Raw genomic sequence first — 16,841 nt, 5'->3', positions numbered from 1 at the left:
CAGAGTCCGTGTAGCGCCTGCAAATCGACTCTCTGCGCGACAGCGCAGCCTTGGGAGATGGTCATCTCTCAACAAGCAAACGAAACGCCCAACGGCGAAGGTGATTCTTGATTCAGTTGCTATACCTTAGTTATCAACTGGATGCCCTCGATGCCAGCCTTCATCGCTTTGCTGCGCCAAATTTTTTACCGTCCCTGGATGCTGGCCACATTGGCAGCGCTGGCCAGCGCTGCACTGTTGCTCTCTGCCAGCATCGGCATTGCCCTGCAACAGATGAAGCAAAGCGAAAGTGCACAGATGAACGCCCAAGGGGAACGCTTTCTCGAGCGCCTCGAGCAGGTGTTCGGCCAGTTGCGCGAAGGGGTCGACCTGTTGCAGGCGCAGCCCTTGCGCGGCTGCAGTCCGGCGATGCTGACGGCATTGCAGCAGGTAAGCCTGAGTTCACGCTTCATTTATGAAGCGGCATACGTGGATGGGGATATCGCCTGCTCGAACCGCGGTGATGAGCGGGCGTTCGAACCCTTGCGGCTTCCCGACATCCAGGGGCCGACCTACAGTTACTGGCTGAACACCACGACCGAGCCGAACGAGAACCTGGCTGCACTGATGCTGGGCAGGGGCAAGTTCGTGGTATCCACCTCTCGTGGGCACCTGACCGATGTGGTCGACCTGCCCCCGGGCGGCAGCCTTGTCGTGGTGCTGGACAACGGTGCCCGGGCCATCCCTGTGTTGGGCCCACCGCAGGTATGGCCACCTCCCTCGGCCTGGTCGACCAGCCACAAGTCGCTGCTCGAGCTCAGCGACCGCCTGATCTACCGCATGCCAACCAAGTCGCCGGACTACCAGTTGGTGCTCATTGCCCCGCGGGCGAGCCTGCCGTTGAGGATGAATGGCATGCTCTGGCTCCTGTTCCCCGGCAGTGTGCTGGCGGCCTGCTGCATCGGCTGGCTGGTGCTGCAACTGATCCTGCAGAGGCGGTCGATGAGCTCGGAATTGCAGAATGCCTTGCGCCGCGGCGAACTGCAGGTGCTCTACCAGCCGATCTTCGAGCTCGACAGCCGGCGCTGTGTCGGGGCCGAGGCCCTGGTGCGCTGGCGCCGCCCGGACGGCACCCTGACCAGCCCGGATCTGTTCATCCCGTTGGCGGAAAACACCGGGCAGATTCGCCAGATCACCGACTTTGTTCTGCAGCGTGTGCTGGAACAGTTAGGGCAACTGTTGCGCTCGCACCCCAACCTTTACATTTCGGTGAACCTGGCGGCTTGCGATGTGATGGTGCCGCGCATTGGCCGGGTGGCGGCGCGCTTGCTCGCCCTGCACCGGGTGGCGGCGAGTCAGATTGCATTCGAGGTGACCGAGCGCGGCCTGATCGACGTGGTGGTGGCGCGCGACAACCTGCAGGCGTTGCGCGCGGTGGGGCACCAGGTGCTGATCGACGACTTTGGTACGGGATATTGCAGTCTGGCCTACCTGCAGACCCTGCCGGTGGACTGCCTGAAGATCGACAAGGCCTTTATCGATGCCCTTGGGCATGACGCCGCCAGCAGCGGTGTTGCCCCGCATATCATCCGCATGGCCCACGACTTGCACCTGCGGGTGATTGCCGAAGGCATCGAGTGTGAAGACCAGGCGGTGCTGCTGAACAGCGAAGGAGTCAATTATGGCCAGGGCTGGCTGTTTGCCCGGCCACTGAATGCCCGGCAGTTTGCCGAACTGGTGACCCGAGGACGGCTGCCGCGGCGGGTTGAGCATTGAGTGATCCTGCACCGGCCTCATCGCTGGCAAGCCAGGGCAGGCAACATTCAGACCGGCAGCGCCATGTAAAACTGGGTCCCCTGCCCTGGTCGGGAAAACACGCCCATGCGTCCGCCATGCAACTGCACGATCTCCTTGCACAACGCCAGCCCCAGCCCTGCGCCGCCTTTCTTGCGCCCTACCTGCACGAAGGGCTCGAAGATGCGCCCCTGTTGCCCATAGGCAATGCCCTCGCCGTTGTCCTCGACGCTGATGATCACCCGCTCCGCATGCCGCCGTGCATGCAGGCGGATACGCCCGCCGCTGGCGGTATGACGGATGGCGTTGTGCAACAGGTTGTCCAGCACCCGATCGAGTTGGGCGACGTCGGCCTGGATACGCGGTAGTGGTGGTTCCAGTTCAGTGATCAGCTCGATCTGCTTGTTCGCTGCCGGCTCGGCAAAGCGCTTTTGTGCACGCTCCAGCAACTCGTCGATAGCGCAGGGAGCCAGCTCGAGCTTCTGCATCCCGCTCTGGTAGCGGCTGAAGTTGAGCAGATCGTTGATCAACTGGGTCAGGCGCTGCATTTCCTCGCCGATGGTTTCCAGCAGGTCGTGCTCGCGCGCCTCGGGCGGGAACTTGAGCCGCTCGCGCAACAGGCCGAAGGCCATGTGCATGCCGGTCACCGGAGTGCGCAGCTCATGGGAAGCGCGCAGTACGAATTCGCTACGCACGCGTTCGAAGGCTCGCTGCTCGGTTACATCGTGCAGCACCATCACCGCGCCAAGGATCGGCCCTTGCGGGTGGCTGACCGGCGTCAGGCTGTAGGCGAGCAGGCGCGTTTCGTCATCGACCTCCATGTTCAAGTCGTCCGGCTGCCGGTCGAGGTTGCCGCCGCGCAGTACCTGGCGTAGTTGCTGTTCCAGTTCCGGGCGCTGCAGAGCTTCAGCCAGGCTGCTGCCCGCGCGGCTATCGGTCCAGCCCAGCTGGCGCTGCGCCACCGGGTTGAGGTGTTCCAGGCGGCCTTGGCGGTCGATGATCAGCAGGCCATCGTCAATGCTGTCGAGTACGGCCTGCAAGCGTTGCTGGCCGGCTAGCAGTTCGTCGACGTTGGTGGCCTGGTGCTTGCGCAAGGCATCGGCCATCAGGCCGAAGCGGCGGGTAAGCTGGTTCAGTTCGGTGGCTTGGGTGACCGGCAGGGTGACGTCGAAATTGCCCTTGCCGAGTTGGTCGGCCGCTAATGCCAAGGCTTCGATCGGCTGGCCGAAGCGCCGGGCGATGTTGTGCGCGGTGATAAAGCCCAGTACCAGTACCACCAGGCCCATCAGGCCAAGTACGCCGCTGACCAGCAGGGCGTGGTCGCGGGTGTGTTCTTCGCTACGGGTGATGTGATCCAGCGCCTGCCTGTGGGAATCGATCAGGTCGGTGCGGACCTGATTGAACGCGGCTCCCAGTGGCTGCTCAGCCCCCATGCTGCGCGAGGGCGCCGGGCTATCGCGGTAGGCCTGAAGGAAGGCCTGGTAATTGCTGCTGGCCTTGCTGAAGCCGGTGCGCTCGCCACCTTGGTCCAGCCCCTGGTTCAGCAGGGTCTGGAAGTTGTCCTGCAGCAGTCGCAGGTTTTCCGGGGCGGTCTCGTCATCGAGGATCAAGGTCAACTGTTCGCCAAGGTTCTGGCGCAACTTCAGCCCTATTTCCAGGGCGTGGGTGGTATCGCGCACCAGTCGCTGTTGCACCGTGGCCATCTGCAGCACGCTGACCAGGCCCAGCAGCAGCCCGAGCAGGGCTACGGTGACCAGCGCCGAAATGCTGAGGAAAAGCCGCGTGCGCAGCTTCATGGGTGGCCACCTCATAAGTTGTACTGCTTGCGCTTGCGGTACAGGGTGGAGGCATCGATTCCCAGGGTCTTGGCAGCCTGGTCAAGGGTGTCGCTGGCGGCCAGCACCGCGCCAATGTGGGCGCGTTCCAGCTCATCCAGGCTCAGCGCGGCGCCAACGCGCGGGGCATTGCCTGCAGGCTGCTCGCCCATGCCCAGGTGGCTGATTTCCACGCGCTCCTGCGGACAGATGATGCTGGCACGCTCCACCACGTTGCGAAGTTCGCGAATGTTGCCGGGCCAGCGGTAGTTGAGCAGGGCCGTACGGGCTTCGTCACTGAAGCCGCGGGCAGGACGGGAGTATTCCTTGACGAAGCGGGCGAGAAAGCGGTCGGCCAGGGTCAGGATGTCTTCACTGCGCTCGCGCAGCGGCGGCAGGTGCAAGGTGATGACGTTCAGGCGATACAGCAGGTCTTCGCGGAAGCGGCTCTCACGCACCATTTCTTCGAGGTTGAGGTTGGTGGCGGCGAGGATACGCACATCGGCGCGACGAGTGACCGGGTCGCCGACGCGCTCGTATTCCTTGTCCTGAATGAAGCGCAGCAGTTTGGGTTGCAAGGTCAGTGGGAAGTCGCCGATTTCGTCGAGGAATAGCGTGCCCCCATCAGCCTGGCTGACTCGCCCCAGGGTGCTTTCGCTGGCGCCGGTGAAGGCGCCGCGGGTGTGGCCGAACAACTCGCTTTCCATCAGCTCGGCGTTCAGTGACGGGCAGTTGATGGTCACGCAGGATTTGCGCGCGCGCTTGCTCCAGCCATGGATGGCCCGGGCCAGCTCACCTTTACCTGTGCCCGACTCGCCAAGGATGAGGATGTTGGCATCGGTGGTAGCGACCTGGCGGGCGGTTTCCAGCACCGCCATCATCGCCGGACTGTGCGAATCAAGGCCGTCCTTGGGTTTGCGTATTTCACCTTCCAGGGCCTCCAGGCGCGCGGAAAGTTGGCGTACTTCCAATTGCTTGGAGGTAGCCAGCCGCAGCTGGTCGGGGCTGCACGGCTTGACCAGGTAATCCGCGGCGCCGGCCTGGATCGCGTCCACTGCCGTATCGATCGCCGAGTGCGCGGTGACGATCACCACCCGCATCCAGGGGGCCTGGATACGCATCTGCGCCAGCACGTCGAGGCCGTTGTCCTCGCCGAGGCGCAAATCAAGGAAGCACAGGTCGAACACCTGGCGCTGCAGCAGGGCTTCGGCCTGGGCGGCGCTGTTGGCCGTGGCCACGCTATAGCCCTCGTCCTCCAGGCAATAGCGGAAGGTGCGCAGGATCGCGGACTCGTCATCCACCAGCAGAATGCGGCCTTGGTTGTCCTGGGCTGACTCCATGTGCTGCGCTCCTTTAGGAAAGATCTTCATTTAGTGTGGGAAAAATCGGGCAAGTTGCATGGTCCATTGTGAAGGAACCTGTCCTTTGCATGCTAGCCAATGGCCAATCGACGCCTGTAGGCCGCGATATCCCGATGATTTGGTTAGAGGTCCACGGTGGCACATTGGTTGCGAGGATTTTTAGCTTTGCTCTACAAAAGGAGGCACCGCCATGTCCTTTTCCATTCGCACCGCTATGTTGGCAGCCACCTTGCTGCCGATATTCACCCCGGCCCTCGCCGGCCCGGTGCAGGACGCTCGCCTGGAGGGGGCCCTGCAAACTGCCCTGTCGCTGAACCGCATGCTCGACCCGTTCCGTATTCAGGTCGAGGTGGACGGCAAGCAGGCGCGGCTTTCCGGTGAGGTGGAGAATGACGTCGAGCGCCAGCTGGCCGAGCATGTGGCGCTGGCTACCCGTGGCATCGAGCAAGTCGACAATCAGCTGCGGGTCAATGCCCAGCTGGTGGAGCGCCCGCTGGCGCTGCGTGCCTACGCCCAGCGCCTGGAGGATGCAACCCTGGCCGCGGTGATCCGTGCGCGGCTGTTGTGGAGCCGCACCACCGAGAAGGCGCCTATAGATGTACAGAGCAGCGAAGGTGTGGTGACCCTGCGTGGCAAGGTCGACAGTGCCGAGGCCAAGGAGCTGGCCGGCGTGGTGGCGCGTACCACCGAGGGCGTGCACCTGGTCAACAACCTGGTCAGCCTCGATACCGCTGCCATGGCCAAGGCCCGGGAAACCCCGGTGGGAACGCCGACCGGGCCGCAGCCGAGCGACAGTTGGATCATCGACAAGATCCAGAACAGCTACCGCTTCAGCCGCAACCTGGATGGCCTGAACCTGAAAGTGGCCAGCGAAGAGGGGTTGGTGCGGCTTTCCGGCGAAGTGGTCAGTAGCGAGCAGAAAACCATTGCCGTGGAAATCGCCCGGCAGATCATCGGTGTGCGCGGGGTGGATGCTGACCTGCTCAAAGTGGCGACCAAGGTCGAAGGCTGATCGTGCAATTCGCACGACGGCCTGGGCGGCATCGTGCAGGATACGTCCTCCCTGGCTTTGAGTAATTTACATAACTATTTGATTTTAATGGATTTTATCTAATACAAAAGGCTGGCACGCAGGCTGCAATTACCTGTTCAGGTTTGAACAAGAATTACAGCAGGAGGAGCCGGCATGAACCGCCAATCCGTCAACCGCTTGCAGAGCGCTGCAATGCCCCTGCGCCAGGTGCTTTCACTCGGCCTGGCGCTGTTGCTGACCTTGGCCGCTGGCCTCTTCTACTACAGCTGGCAGACCGCGCGCCTGGCCGAGCAAGTGGCGGCGCAGACCGCGCTGTTGACGCAGATTCAGGCAACCCGTGCCAATACCTTGGTCAAGGCCGCCGACCCGCTGCCAGCCAGTCAGGCCACTGCGTCACCGGCCACCGTGGAAAATGTTGTACCCCAGGACCGCTGGGTGTTCTGACCGCTGGCCGTACCGTTTTCAAAAAAGAAAGGAGAACCACCATGCTGAGTTGGGCTATCACTTTCCTCATCATCGCCATTGTCGCCGCCGTACTGGGCTTCGGTGGTATCGCGGGCGCTGCCACCGGTATCGCGAAGATTCTGTTCATTGTCTTCCTGGTACTGTTCGTAGCCTCCTTCTTCTTTGGACGTGGACGAGGTTGAAGATGGGCAGGAAGCGTTGGACATCCCTGGCTGCCGCCCTGTTACTGGGCGGCAGTGCGGCGGCGATGGCGGCCAATGACGGCCAGGTCCGGGTCGACCAGTTGCTCGGCTCGGACCCGGAATACCGGGAAACCTGGCAGGACACGATCGAAGGAGAGGAACGCCTGCCCGATTGGGTGGTCAATCTGACCGGCAGCGCCCAGCAGCAGATGTCCGCCGTTACCGAAGACGGCGACAAGTATCTGGTCGGCCCATTGTGCGAACGCCAGGACAACTGCACCTACAAGCGCCTGATCGTGGCGTTCAGCTGGGACAAGGACGATGCCTACGGGATGCTCGTGGAAGTCCCCGAAGGTTTGCCGAGCGACAAGTCGCCCACCCGCCACGCGCAATATCGCTGGCTGGGTAAGCCGGACGACGGCATGAAGGCGATGCTGCAGGAGCAGCTCAAGCGTGACCCGAATTGGTACTGAGCTTTTGTATCCGGTACGGATGAAAGGTCATGCACTGTCACGTAATAGAAGCTGAACCTTTCTATAGTTCAGCCTTCTATGATGCGCTGCCCCGAGGAGGGGCTGCACATGACCAAGGGGCCGGGCTGTTCTGATTGTTGCAGGATCGGAGTGGCCTAGGGGTACAGGGAGTGCCTCCAGCAATGGGCCGGGTCAGGAAAGGCGGAATCGGAAGTTTCAGGTCGGCGGTGCCGTAGGGCGCTGTCCAGACCTGACTTCCGAGGAGCCATGTAAGAAACGTCTCTTCCCTGCGCGATTTCCTCTCCAAGACACATTTTGTCTTGACCGTACATCAATTTTTTTTCGATCAGCACTACGCTTGTTCAAGTGCCATTTCAGCCATTCGGATTGTCGAACAAGCCATCTTTCCTGTCCTTTTCACCCTGCCAAATCTGCCTAAATTTGGCGGTTTGGTCTTGTTCGGGATTCCGAACGTTCTAAATCAAGCACTTGCGAACCTCCCATTTTGGTCAGAAATGTTATGCATGAACGGTATGGGCTATGCGCTTCCGGCATTAGATTTCCCCCTTTGCCATCGCAATAGTTGCCGCCTTTTTCGCCGGCCCGAGCGCCCTGTCGCTCGCCTGCGGTGTCCTTACATGAAGTCGCCGGACGGAAGCATCTTCTGCTCGTGACCTAGCCAACGGCTCTGTTACGGGCGTTTCCGTTGGGTGCCCATGACCACTAGAACAAAGGGTAAAGACATGAAGAAGGCAAAACTGAGCCTCGCCTGGCAGATCGTCATCGGTCTGGTCCTGGGTGTTGCAATCGGCGCGCTACTGAATCATTTCAGTGCAGAAAAGGCATGGTGGATCAGCAACGTCCTCCAGCCCGCTGGTGACATCTTCATTCGCCTGATCAAGATGATCGTCGTCCCGATCGTGATTTCGTCGCTGATCGTGGGTATCGCCGGGGTTGGCGACGCGAAGAAACTGGGCAGCATCGGCCTGAAGACCATCATCTACTTCGAAGTGGTGACCACCATCGCCATCGTCGTGGGCCTGGTGTTGGCCAACCTGTTCCACCCGGGTGCCGGCATCGACATGAGCACCCTGGGTACCGTGGACATCTCCAAGTACCAGGCTACCGCGGCCGAAGTGCAGCATGAGCACGCGTTCATCGAAACCTTGCTGAACCTGATCCCGTCGAACATCTTCGCAGCGCTGATGCGTGGCGAAATGCTACCGATCATCTTCTTCTCGGTGATGTTCGGCCTGGGCCTGTCGAGCCTGCAGGCGGAGCTGCGCGACCCGCTGGTGCGTACCTTCCAGGCGGTTTCCGAGACCATGTTCAAGGTCACCCACATGATCATGAACTACGCCCCTATCGGCGTGTTCGCCCTGATCGCCGTGACCGTCGCCAACTTCGGTTTCAGCTCGCTGCTGCCGCTGGCCAAGCTGGTGCTGCTGGTGTACTTCGCCATCGCCTTCTTCGCCTTCATGGTGCTGGGCCTGGTTGCCCGCCTGTTCGGCTTCTCGGTGATCAAGATCATGCGCATCATGAAAGATGAGTTGATCCTCGCCTACTCCACCTCCAGCTCGGAAACCGTGCTGCCGCGCGTGATCGAGAAGATGGAGAAGTACGGTGCACCGAAGTCGATCTGTTCGTTCGTGGTTCCGACCGGCTACTCGTTCAACCTCGACGGCTCGACCCTGTACCAGAGCATCGCGGCCATCTTCATTGCCCAGCTGTACGGTATCGACCTGTCGTGGAGCCAGCAGCTGCTGCTGGTGCTGACCCTGATGGTCACCTCCAAGGGTATCGCTGGCGTACCGGGTGTTTCCTTCGTGGTGCTGCTGGCCACCCTGGGCAGCGTGGGCATCCCGCTGGAGGGCCTGGCCTTCATCGCCGGTGTCGACCGCATCATGGACATGGCCCGTACCGCCTTGAACGTTGTGGGTAACGCCCTGGCAGCCCTGGTCATCGCTCGCTGGGAGGGTATGTACGACGCCGCCAAGGGCGAGAAGTACTACGCCTCGCTGATGGCCGGCAAGCAGGAAGCGGCCATGGTTGGCGAAGCTGCCAAACGCTGAGCCTGACTGCTGCATGACCAAGAGCCCCGACTTGTCGGGGCTTTTTGTTGCCTGTGAGATCTTGGGGCCGCTTTGCGGCCCTTTCGCGACGCAAGGCCGCTCCCACAGGGCTCGCTATACGCCGGCCATTGTGGGAGCGGCCTTGTGTCGCGATACGAGGGCGCAGCCCTCGCCTGCGGTCTCCAGCCATGCGCCCCGATACGCTATTATTCGGGCATTTTTCAGGGGGAACACACGGATGCTCAACGGCCTTTGGCTTGGCTTTTTCCTGGTGGCGGCAGTGTCCGCCCTGGCCCAATGGCTGGTAGGCGGCAACGCCGGCATTTTCGCGGCGATGGTCGAGAGCATATTCGCCATGGCCAAGCTGTCGGTCGAGGTTATGGTGCTGCTGTTCGGCACGCTGACCCTGTGGCTGGGCTTTCTCAAGATTGCCGAGAAGGCTGGCATTGTCGAGTGGCTGGCCAAGGTGCTCGGTCCGCTGTTTGCCCGGCTGATGCCGGAAGTTCCGCCCGGCCACCCGGCCCTGGGCCTGATCACCATGAACTTCGCCGCCAACGGCCTGGGCCTGGACAATGCCGCCACCCCGATCGGCCTGAAGGCCATGCGCGCGCTGCAGGAGCTGAACCCCAGCAGCACCACGGCGAGCAACGCGCAGATCCTGTTTCTGGTGCTCAACGCCTCGTCGCTGACCCTGCTGCCTGTGACCATCTTCATGTACCGGGCCCAACAAGGCGCGGCGGACCCGACCATGGTGTTCCTGCCCATTCTGCTGGCTACCAGCGTTTCGACACTGGTCGGCCTGCTGTCGGTGGCGGTGATGCAGCGCCTGCGCCTGTGGGACCCGGTAGTGCTTGCCTACCTCATCCCCGGTGCCTTGCTGCTGGGCGGCTTCATGGCCTTTCTCGGCACCCTTTCGGCGGCCGCGCTGGCCAGCCTGTCGTCGATCTTGGGCAACCTCACGTTGTTCGGCGTGATCATGCTGTTCCTGGTGACCGGCGCCTTGAAGCGTGTGAAGGTGTATGAAGCCTTTGTCGAAGGCGCGAAGGAAGGCTTCGATGTGGCCAAGGGCTTGTTGCCTTACCTGGTAGCGATGCTGGTGGCGGTGGGTGTGCTGCGGGCCTCAGGCGCCCTGGAGCTGGCCCTGGGCGGTATTCGCCATGCGGTCACCTGGCTGGGCCTGGACACCCGCTTCGTCGAAGGCCTGCCCACGGCGCTGGTCAAGCCGTTCTCCGGCAGTGCGGCGCGGGCGATGCTGATCGAGACCATGCAGGCCCACGGTGTGGACAGCTTCCCGGCGCTAGTGGCGGCGACGATTCAGGGGAGTACCGAAACCACCTTCTACGTGCTCGCAGTGTACTTTGGTGCGGTGGGTATCCAGCGCGTGCGCCATGCTGTCGGTTGCGCATTGCTGGCCGAATTGTCCGGTGTGATCGCGGCGATCTTCGTCTGCTACTGGTTCTTCGCCTGACGCTCCCGCAAAGAACAGGCAGAGCTTCAGGGAGCGGGAACGCTGGCTGATTGCGCAATGGTCCAACTCACCACCTGCTCGGTCAGCTGGTCGCAGGCCTTCCCGAAACCGGCAACCACCGCTGAAACCTGTTTGTCGGCCAGCGGCTGGCGGATTTCGAAGCGTTTGCTGGCCAGAATGCGCTGGCTGCGGCCCTGGACCAGGCGTGCGTCATAGCGGATTACCACCTCCACTGCTCCGCCCGCGCGGTATTCGGTCTGGAACGCCTGCAGCTCGCCAGCCAGCTCGTAGTCGGCCTGCAGGTTGCTGTCGTCGGCGCTCAGGCGCTGCACCTGGCCGTCACGCTGGAAACCGTCAAGCAGGCGGTTGCGCAGCAGCACCGGCACCGCGTCGCTCCAGCGCGCTCCCTTGTAGCTACTGACCACATCGCCCTGAGGAATCACGGCAATCCGTGGCCCGGCCAGCACTTCGCTTGCCAGCGGCTTGTTCAGGCGCAATGACCAGTCCAGCGCTGGTGCCGTCCGGCCGGGCTGGTTCACCGGAAGACGGTACAGGTCGACGGGCTCGCTCTGCGGCAAGATGGAGCAGGCACTGGCCAGGCTCAGTGCGGCCGCCAGGGCCAGCAGGCGCAGCGACGGTTTCATGGTTGGAACTCCTTGTTGTTGTCGCGGCCGAGCAGGTAGCCGCTGGGGTCGGCCTCCAATTGCCGGGAAATGCCTTTGAGTGCGTTGAGGGTTTCGCGCAGCTCGCGAATTGCCGGGGTCAGTTGGTTCAGGCCTTGGGCACCGTCGCCGATGGCTTCGCGGTTGTCCTCGAGCAGGCGGTTGATGGTGGCGGTGCTCTCGGCCAGTGACTGCATGGCCTGCTCGGCACTGCCGATGGCCTGCTTGCCTTCGCTGCCCAGCAGGCCGTTGGCATTGCGCATCAGTGCCTGGGTTTCGGTCAGGGTGGCGCTGGCCTGCTTGCCCACCTGGACCAGTTGCTCGATGGCCTGGGTGATGCTGCCGTGCTGGCCTGCGAAGGCGCCGGTGGTCTTGTCGAGGTTGGACAGGGTGTTGCTGAGATGGCCGATGTTGTCCTCGGAAAACATCTGGTTGGCGTTGTGCAGCAGCAGGTTGATGTTGGTCACCAGGTCGCTGCTGTCATTGAGCAGGCGCGAGATTGGCGAGGGCGATGCGATGATCACCGGCAGCTTGCCATCCTTGCCTTTCAGCTCGGGGCTTTGCGGGGTGCCCCCGCTGAGCTGGATGAACGAGTTGCCGGTCACGCCGGCCAGGGTCAGCTTGGCCTGGGTGTCTTCCTTCACCGGGGTGTCGGCGCTCAGGCGCACCCGTGCCAGTACTCGGCGCGGATCTTTCGGGTCCAGGCGCAGAGTGGACACGTCGCCCACCTTGATGCCGTTGTACTGCACCGGGCTGCCGCGGGACAGGCCGGAGACGGCTTCGTTGAACACCACTTCGTAGTCCTTGAAGGCGTCGTCGACACTGGACTTGGCCAGCCACAGGCCGAACAGCATGGCGCCGGCTACCACCAGGACGGTGACCAGGCCGATAAGAACGTGATGGGCTCGGGTTTCCATTGCTCAGCGCTCCTGCCCGGCACGGGTGGCGGCCTGTTCGGCCGCACGCCCGCGTGGGCCATGAAAGTATTCTTGAATCCATGCGTCGTCGGTCTGCTCGACCTCGGCCAGCGGGCCGGCCACCAGGACCTTCTTCTGCGACAGCACGGCGATGCGGTCGGTAATGGTGTACAGGGTGTCGAGGTCGTGGGTGATGAGGAACACCGACAGGCCCAGAGCGTCCCGCAGAGTCAGGATCAACTGGTCGAAGGCGGCGGCGCCGATCGGGTCCAGGCCAGCGGTGGGCTCGTCGAGGAAAAGGATGTCCGGGTCCAGTGCCAAGGCACGGGCCAGCGCGGCGCGCTTGATCATGCCCCCCGACAGCGAGGCCGGGTACTTGTCGGCGGCCGAGATTGGCAGCCCGGCCAGGGCCAGCTTCACTCCGGCCAGGTGCTCGGCATCGGCGCGGGACAGCCCGGCGTGCTCGATCAGCGGCAACGCCACGTTTTCGGTGACGGTCAGCGAAGAGAACAGCGCGCCCTTCTGAAACAGCACGCCGAAGCGTCGCTCGACCAAGGAGCGCTGCTCTTCGCGCAGGCCGGCCAGGTCCTGGCCTAGCACCTTGATCTGCCCGTCGTCGGGCCGTCGCAGGCCGATGATGCTACGCAGCAGCACCGACTTGCCGCTGCCCGACCCACCGACCACGGCGAGGATCTCGCCGCGATACAGGTCGAGATCGAGGTTTTCGTGCACGCTCTGGCGGCCGAAGCGGTTGCAGATGCCGCGGGCCTCGATCACGCGTTCCTGGCCATTCACCAGCCCATCTCCATGAAGAACAGTGCAGCCACCGCATCCAGCACGATGACCACGAATATCGACTGCACTACCGCCGAGGTGGTGTGCGCGCCCACCGATTCGGCGCTGCCGCTGACCTTGAAGCCTTCCAGGCAGCCGATGGCGGCGATCAGGAAGGCGAAGAACGGTGCCTTGGCCAGGCCGACCAGGAAGTGCTGCACGCCGATGTCGCTTTGCAGCAGCGACAGAAACATGGCTGGCGAGATGTCCAGTGACAGCGCGCACACCACCGCACCGCCGACGATACCGCAGAACATCGCGATGAAGGTCAGCAAGGGCAGCGAAATCAACAGCGCCAGTACGCGCGGCACCACCAGCATCTCCATGGGGTTCAGACCCAGGGTGCGGATGGCATCGATTTCCTCGTTGGCCTTCATCGAGCCGATCTGCGCGGTGAACGCGCTGGCAGTGCGGCCGGCCATGAGGATGGCGGTCAGCAGCACGGCGAACTCGCGCAGGAACGAGAATGCCACCAGGTCGACAGTGAAGACGGTCGCGCCGAAATCGGCCAGCACCGTGGCGCCAAGGAAGGCCACTACCGCGCCCACCAGAAAGGTCAGCAGGGCGACGATGGGCGCGGCGTCCAGGCCGGTTTGTTCGATGTGCGCCACGACCGGGGTGAAGCGCCAGCGATGGGGTTGCAGGGCGCGGCGCAGCAGGGTTTCGAGGATCAGGCCAACGAAGCCGAGCACCTGCATGGTGTCTTGCCACAAGGTGCCGACGGCGCAACCGATGCGCTCCAGCAGCAACAGCAGCACGTTCCGCTCGGGCTCCTTGACCGGGATGCAGTAGTCCTGCACCGAGCAGTAGACATTCTTGAGCAGGGCGCGGCTGGCTTCTGGCAGGCCGTGGGTGCAGCGCGACAGGCGTTCGGAGCCGAGCAGTTCGGCCAGCAGCGAGGCGCCGGCGGTGTCCAGGCGGCCCAGTTGGCTGAGGTCGGCGATGGTATCGGCAGCGTATTGCGCGCGCAGGCGCTCGCTCTCACGTTTGAGGCTGGCGTAATGCGCCAAGGTCCAGTCACCGGTAATGCGCAGACAGGCCGGTTGGCTACTGGTGTCCAGGGTGGCGCTGGGGGTGGTCATCGGCTCCATGCTACTGACTCGGCGCTAAGGCATAGGGGCTGATCATAGCGCAGCGGGCATGGGCTGTTTGGTGATTATGTGCTGTCTTCACGGACCTTGGGGGCTGCTTTGCAGCCCATCGCCGGCAAGCGGCCCTTTTCACTCACCCCGTGGGCGCGTCATCTACCACTTTGAAGCGCAGCACGCCGATGACCTGCCCATCTTCGGTCAGTACCCTCACCTGCCACTTGCCCACCGGGTTCGGCGGGAAGTTCTGCTTGTGGGTCCAGGCCCGGTAGCCTTCCTTGCGCCCGCCGTGGATGTCCAAGGCAATGCGATCGACTTCCTGGCCGTCCTTTTGCCACACATGGTAGATCCGCTCGTTCAGGCCGCGTGGCGCGTTGATCGCGGTGTAGGCGTACAGGCCGCTGCTACGGATGCGGCTGGCAGCAATTTCGTGCAGCGAATCGCCCGGCTGGCGGTTCAGCACTTCGGTGCTGACCGCCACTTCGGTCATCCACAGGGTCGCTGGCGGCACCCAGGAGCGCAGCAGCCAACCCCCGGCGCCGACCGACAGGGTGACCACCACCAGGGCCACAGCGCGGCGCCAGTTGTTGATCGGGAAGCTGCTGACAAGGCTGGGGAACGACAGTGCCATGGCTGCAATCAGGGCCAGCTTGAAGCTTTGCGCGGTGGTCAGGTGCAGGATGATCGGCAGCGCGGTCAGCAGGGCGGCGAAAAGGGTCAGGGTATGCAATGCCAGGAACAGCCAGCGGCGCGGCGCCAGCCACTTGTAGTACAGCGGATCGATGATCGAAATCAGCCCGGCGGCACCGAGCAGGCCGGTAAACACCAGTTGGCCGCTGTTCCAGGTGGTGGTGATGAAAAAGAACGGCAGTACGAAGAACAGTGATTCCTGGTGGATCATCTGCGTCGCGTAGCGCAGCAATGGTTGCGGTATTTCGCGGTTGAAGGTGCGCGCGAACAGGCCGGTGAGGGTGTTTTCCAGCATCAGCCAGACCCAGCTGACCAGCATGAGCACAGCAATCCAGCTGGCCAGGCCAGCCTGGCGGTCGACAAGGATGAAGCTACCAATCCCGGAGAGGAAACCGCCGAGCGCGATGATGCCGGGGTAGCGTTTAAGCAGTTCGATGATGCGCTGGACGATGTGGGGGATTTGGGGCATTGGGGGCTACAACAGAAAGGGTATGGTGGCTGTGCCGGCCTCTTCGCGGGTGAACCCGCTCCCAAAGGGACCGCGTTGCGATACCCGCGAACTGGCCGGTACTGGCAAAAGGATACCGCCGATTCACTGCTAGCGTGTAGCACCGCCCGGCTTTTCAGGAGCATGCCGACGCCAGCGCAACAACCCCGCTGCCAGGATCAGCCCCAACAACAAGGCAACCAGCCCATAGAGCTCATCATAGCCAAGCAATGGTTTCTCGATACGCACATAGCCATCTTCCTTGAGCAGTTCTTTCAGCGCCTCGTTGGCCTGCGCCAGGCTGACCTGGCGCAGCTTGCGCACCGGGTTGACGAAGCGCCCGTCGCTATAGTCGTTCAGCGCGCCCCAGTAGTAGTCGGCCAAGGCACTGTTGCCCTGGGTACTCCAGCTTTCCTTGGCGACGCTGGCGTACTTGATGCGCTCGAAGGTCTCCGGGTCGAGGCCTTCCTTGCGCAGGTGGTCGAACAACTTCTGCATCACTTCGACCGCTTGGTCGATGTCCTCGCGCTCCAGATCGGCATCGAGGCTTAGCAGGCCGGTGTCGCCGAAGCTCTCGCGTTTTGCCGAAGGGCCATAGGACAACCCGTTGCGCAGGCGAAGCTGGTCGTACAGCGCCCAGTCCAGGTAGTGCGACAGCAGGTCCAGGGTGGCCTGGTGGTCGTTGTCCAGCACCGGCTCGACGAACAGCCAGTGCAGCTTGACGCTGTCGCCCAGCCAGCCGCGGGTCAGGTCGCGGCGCTGTGCAGCTTGCTGGCCGATGCTTTCCAGGGTGCGGCGCTCCTCCGGCTCGGTGGCGGGCAGTTCGCCAAAGGTACGCTCCAGGTAAGCCGGCAGCAGGCGGTCGAGGCCGCCGACCACGATCAGGGTCATGTTGTTGGCCGCGTACCAGCGGTCACGCAAGGTGTTCACCTGCTCCAGGGTCATATCTTCGAGGTTGGAGCGCTCCGGGCATTTCAGGCCCAGCTCGGTGGCTAGCTGGTCACTGGCGGGGTGGCCGATGTCCTGGCGGTCGAGCCAGCGCTGCAGGTGGCCATAGTGGCCGCCATCCTCGCGCTCGATGATGCGCTTGGCGGTGGCCAGGGCCTTGGCATCGATGCGGGTGTCGTGGATCACCGCCAGCAGCAGGTCCAGGATTTTGCGCTGGTTGCGTGCCGGGGCTTCGATCACGAAGGTGGTGTCGGCGCTGCTGGTGTAGGCGTTCCACTCGCCGCCCAGCGATTGCAGGCGCTCTTCCAGGCCGCCTTCGCCAGTTTCGTCGATGCCGCTGAAGAGCAGGTGCTCGAGCAGGTGCGGCAGCTCTTTCTGCTCGCAATTGAAGTCATCCAGGCCGACACCGACCACCAGGCGAATCGCCACATGGTCGCGTTCATAGCCGTTTTTCAGGATGACCTGCAGGCCGTTGGGCAACAGATAACCTTCCACCCGCGAGCGGTCGAGGGCGAATGAGGGCAGGCTGCAGATCAGCAGGCAAACGAACATCAGGCAACGCATGGGCGAGCTT

15 protein-coding genes are annotated in these 16,841 nt (G+C 62.9%); 7 read left to right on the top strand and 8 right to left on the bottom strand.

The genetic code is table 11. From position 1 onward, the window contains the following. The first annotated feature begins 150 nt into the window (after nt 1–150). Nucleotides 151–1,755, top strand: coding sequence for an EAL domain-containing protein (locus tag ACK1U9_RS06425; protein WP_153671592.1), 1,605 nt, complete (start codon nt 151–153; stop codon nt 1,753–1,755). Between the two features lie 47 nt (nt 1,756–1,802). Here ACK1U9_RS06425 and ACK1U9_RS06420 read toward each other — a convergent pair whose 3' ends face one another. After that, the gene (locus ACK1U9_RS06420) at nt 1,803–3,584 is read right to left on the bottom strand and encodes a KinB sensor domain-containing domain (protein WP_108481667.1); all 1,782 of its coding nucleotides are present in this window, start codon (nt 3,582–3,584) and stop codon (nt 1,803–1,805) included. Next, nucleotides 3,581–4,927, bottom strand: a complete 1,347-nt coding sequence (gene algB, locus ACK1U9_RS06415) for a sigma-54-dependent response regulator transcription factor AlgB (protein ID WP_046616919.1) — start codon at nt 4,925–4,927, stop codon at nt 3,581–3,583. Before algB ends, ACK1U9_RS06420 begins: the two co-directional genes overlap by 4 nt. A gap of 211 nt (nt 4,928–5,138) precedes the next feature. Here algB and ACK1U9_RS06410 point away from each other — a divergent pair, with 211 nt between their 5' ends. The 6 genes from ACK1U9_RS06410 (at nt 5,139) to ACK1U9_RS06385 (ending at nt 10,641) form a co-directional block, all read left to right on the top strand. After that, complete coding sequence (locus ACK1U9_RS06410; RefSeq protein ID WP_046616918.1) at nt 5,139–5,960, top strand: BON domain-containing protein; 822 nt, start codon at nt 5,139–5,141, stop codon at nt 5,958–5,960. Nucleotides 5,961–6,134: 174 nt separating this feature from the next. Further along, on the top strand, nt 6,135–6,425 hold the full coding sequence (locus tag ACK1U9_RS06405; RefSeq protein WP_046616917.1) for a hypothetical protein: 291 nt from the start codon (nt 6,135–6,137) through the stop codon (nt 6,423–6,425). A 41-nt stretch (nt 6,426–6,466) separates the two neighbouring features. Then, complete coding sequence (locus ACK1U9_RS06400) at nt 6,467–6,628, top strand: DUF1328 domain-containing protein (RefSeq protein ID WP_003252966.1); 162 nt, start codon at nt 6,467–6,469, stop codon at nt 6,626–6,628. Between the two features lie 2 nt (nt 6,629–6,630). Continuing rightward, nucleotides 6,631–7,101, top strand: a complete 471-nt coding sequence (locus ACK1U9_RS06395) for an inhibitor of vertebrate lysozyme family protein (protein ID WP_025337234.1) — start codon at nt 6,631–6,633, stop codon at nt 7,099–7,101. A 743-nt stretch (nt 7,102–7,844) separates the two neighbouring features. Continuing rightward, a complete protein-coding gene (gene gltP / locus ACK1U9_RS06390; protein ID WP_025337235.1) occupies nt 7,845–9,173 on the top strand; it encodes a glutamate/aspartate:proton symporter GltP in 1,329 nt (442 codons plus the stop codon). 238 nt (nt 9,174–9,411) lie between these two features. Next, nucleotides 9,412–10,641, top strand: coding sequence for a nucleoside recognition domain-containing protein (locus tag ACK1U9_RS06385; protein ID WP_046616916.1), 1,230 nt, complete (start codon nt 9,412–9,414; stop codon nt 10,639–10,641). A gap of 26 nt (nt 10,642–10,667) precedes the next feature. Here ACK1U9_RS06385 and ACK1U9_RS06380 read toward each other — a convergent pair whose 3' ends face one another. The 6 genes from ACK1U9_RS06380 to ACK1U9_RS06355 form a co-directional block, all read right to left on the bottom strand. Further along, nucleotides 10,668–11,285, bottom strand: coding sequence for an ABC-type transport auxiliary lipoprotein family protein (locus ACK1U9_RS06380; protein WP_153671593.1), 618 nt, complete (start codon nt 11,283–11,285; stop codon nt 10,668–10,670). Continuing rightward, nucleotides 11,282–12,220: an MlaD family protein gene (locus ACK1U9_RS06375; protein ID WP_135001863.1), complete on the bottom strand. Its 939-nt coding sequence runs from the start codon at nt 12,218–12,220 to the stop codon at nt 11,282–11,284. Before ACK1U9_RS06375 ends, ACK1U9_RS06380 begins: the two co-directional genes overlap by 4 nt. Nucleotides 12,221–12,223: 3 nt before the next feature. Further along, the gene (locus tag ACK1U9_RS06370) at nt 12,224–13,015 is read right to left on the bottom strand and encodes an ABC transporter ATP-binding protein (RefSeq protein ID WP_046616913.1); all 792 of its coding nucleotides are present in this window, start codon (nt 13,013–13,015) and stop codon (nt 12,224–12,226) included. Further along, nucleotides 13,012–14,145 (bottom strand): MlaE family lipid ABC transporter permease subunit, encoded by a 1,134-nt coding sequence (locus ACK1U9_RS06365; protein WP_153671594.1) that lies wholly within the window; start codon nt 14,143–14,145, stop codon nt 13,012–13,014. The genes ACK1U9_RS06370 and ACK1U9_RS06365 overlap by 4 nt, the downstream gene beginning before the upstream one ends. Before the next feature lie 133 nt (nt 14,146–14,278). After that, on the bottom strand, nt 14,279–15,301 hold the full coding sequence (locus ACK1U9_RS06360) for a DUF5924 family protein (RefSeq protein ID WP_046616911.1): 1,023 nt from the start codon (nt 15,299–15,301) through the stop codon (nt 14,279–14,281). Nucleotides 15,302–15,430: 129 nt separating this feature from the next. Beyond that, entirely contained in the window at nt 15,431–16,831 is a 1,401-nt protein-coding gene (locus ACK1U9_RS06355) for a M16 family metallopeptidase (protein ID WP_085602003.1), read from the bottom strand. Nucleotides 16,832–16,841: the final 10 nt, after the last annotated feature.

The organism is Pseudomonas sp. XP1 (assembly GCF_053557675.1).
The sequence above is the reverse complement of the archived record's forward strand: the minus strand, read 5'-3'. Positions and strand labels throughout refer to the sequence as shown.

Excerpts from the sequence above, each read along its gene's own strand:
- ACK1U9_RS06425 (WP_153671592.1), top strand. The coding sequence starts at position 151 with ATGCCAGCCTTCATCGCTTTGCTGCGCCAAATTTTTTACCGTCCCTGG.
- ACK1U9_RS06420 (WP_108481667.1), bottom strand. The coding sequence starts at position 3,584 with ATGAGGTGGCCACCCATGAAGCTGCGCACGCGGCTTTTCCTCAGCATT.
- algB (WP_046616919.1), bottom strand. The coding sequence starts at position 4,927 with ATGGAGTCAGCCCAGGACAACCAAGGCCGCATTCTGCTGGTGGATGAC.
- ACK1U9_RS06410 (WP_046616918.1), top strand. The coding sequence starts at position 5,139 with ATGTCCTTTTCCATTCGCACCGCTATGTTGGCAGCCACCTTGCTGCCG.
- ACK1U9_RS06405 (WP_046616917.1), top strand. The coding sequence starts at position 6,135 with ATGAACCGCCAATCCGTCAACCGCTTGCAGAGCGCTGCAATGCCCCTG.
- ACK1U9_RS06400 (WP_003252966.1), top strand. The coding sequence starts at position 6,467 with ATGCTGAGTTGGGCTATCACTTTCCTCATCATCGCCATTGTCGCCGCC.
- ACK1U9_RS06395 (WP_025337234.1), top strand. The coding sequence starts at position 6,631 with ATGGGCAGGAAGCGTTGGACATCCCTGGCTGCCGCCCTGTTACTGGGC.
- gltP (WP_025337235.1), top strand. The coding sequence starts at position 7,845 with ATGAAGAAGGCAAAACTGAGCCTCGCCTGGCAGATCGTCATCGGTCTG.
- ACK1U9_RS06385 (WP_046616916.1), top strand. The coding sequence starts at position 9,412 with ATGCTCAACGGCCTTTGGCTTGGCTTTTTCCTGGTGGCGGCAGTGTCC.
- ACK1U9_RS06380 (WP_153671593.1), bottom strand. The coding sequence starts at position 11,285 with ATGAAACCGTCGCTGCGCCTGCTGGCCCTGGCGGCCGCACTGAGCCTG.
- ACK1U9_RS06375 (WP_135001863.1), bottom strand. The coding sequence starts at position 12,220 with ATGGAAACCCGAGCCCATCACGTTCTTATCGGCCTGGTCACCGTCCTG.
- ACK1U9_RS06365 (WP_153671594.1), bottom strand. The coding sequence starts at position 14,145 with ATGGAGCCGATGACCACCCCCAGCGCCACCCTGGACACCAGTAGCCAA.
- ACK1U9_RS06360 (WP_046616911.1), bottom strand. The coding sequence starts at position 15,301 with ATGCCCCAAATCCCCCACATCGTCCAGCGCATCATCGAACTGCTTAAA.
- ACK1U9_RS06355 (WP_085602003.1), bottom strand. The coding sequence starts at position 16,831 with ATGCGTTGCCTGATGTTCGTTTGCCTGCTGATCTGCAGCCTGCCCTCA.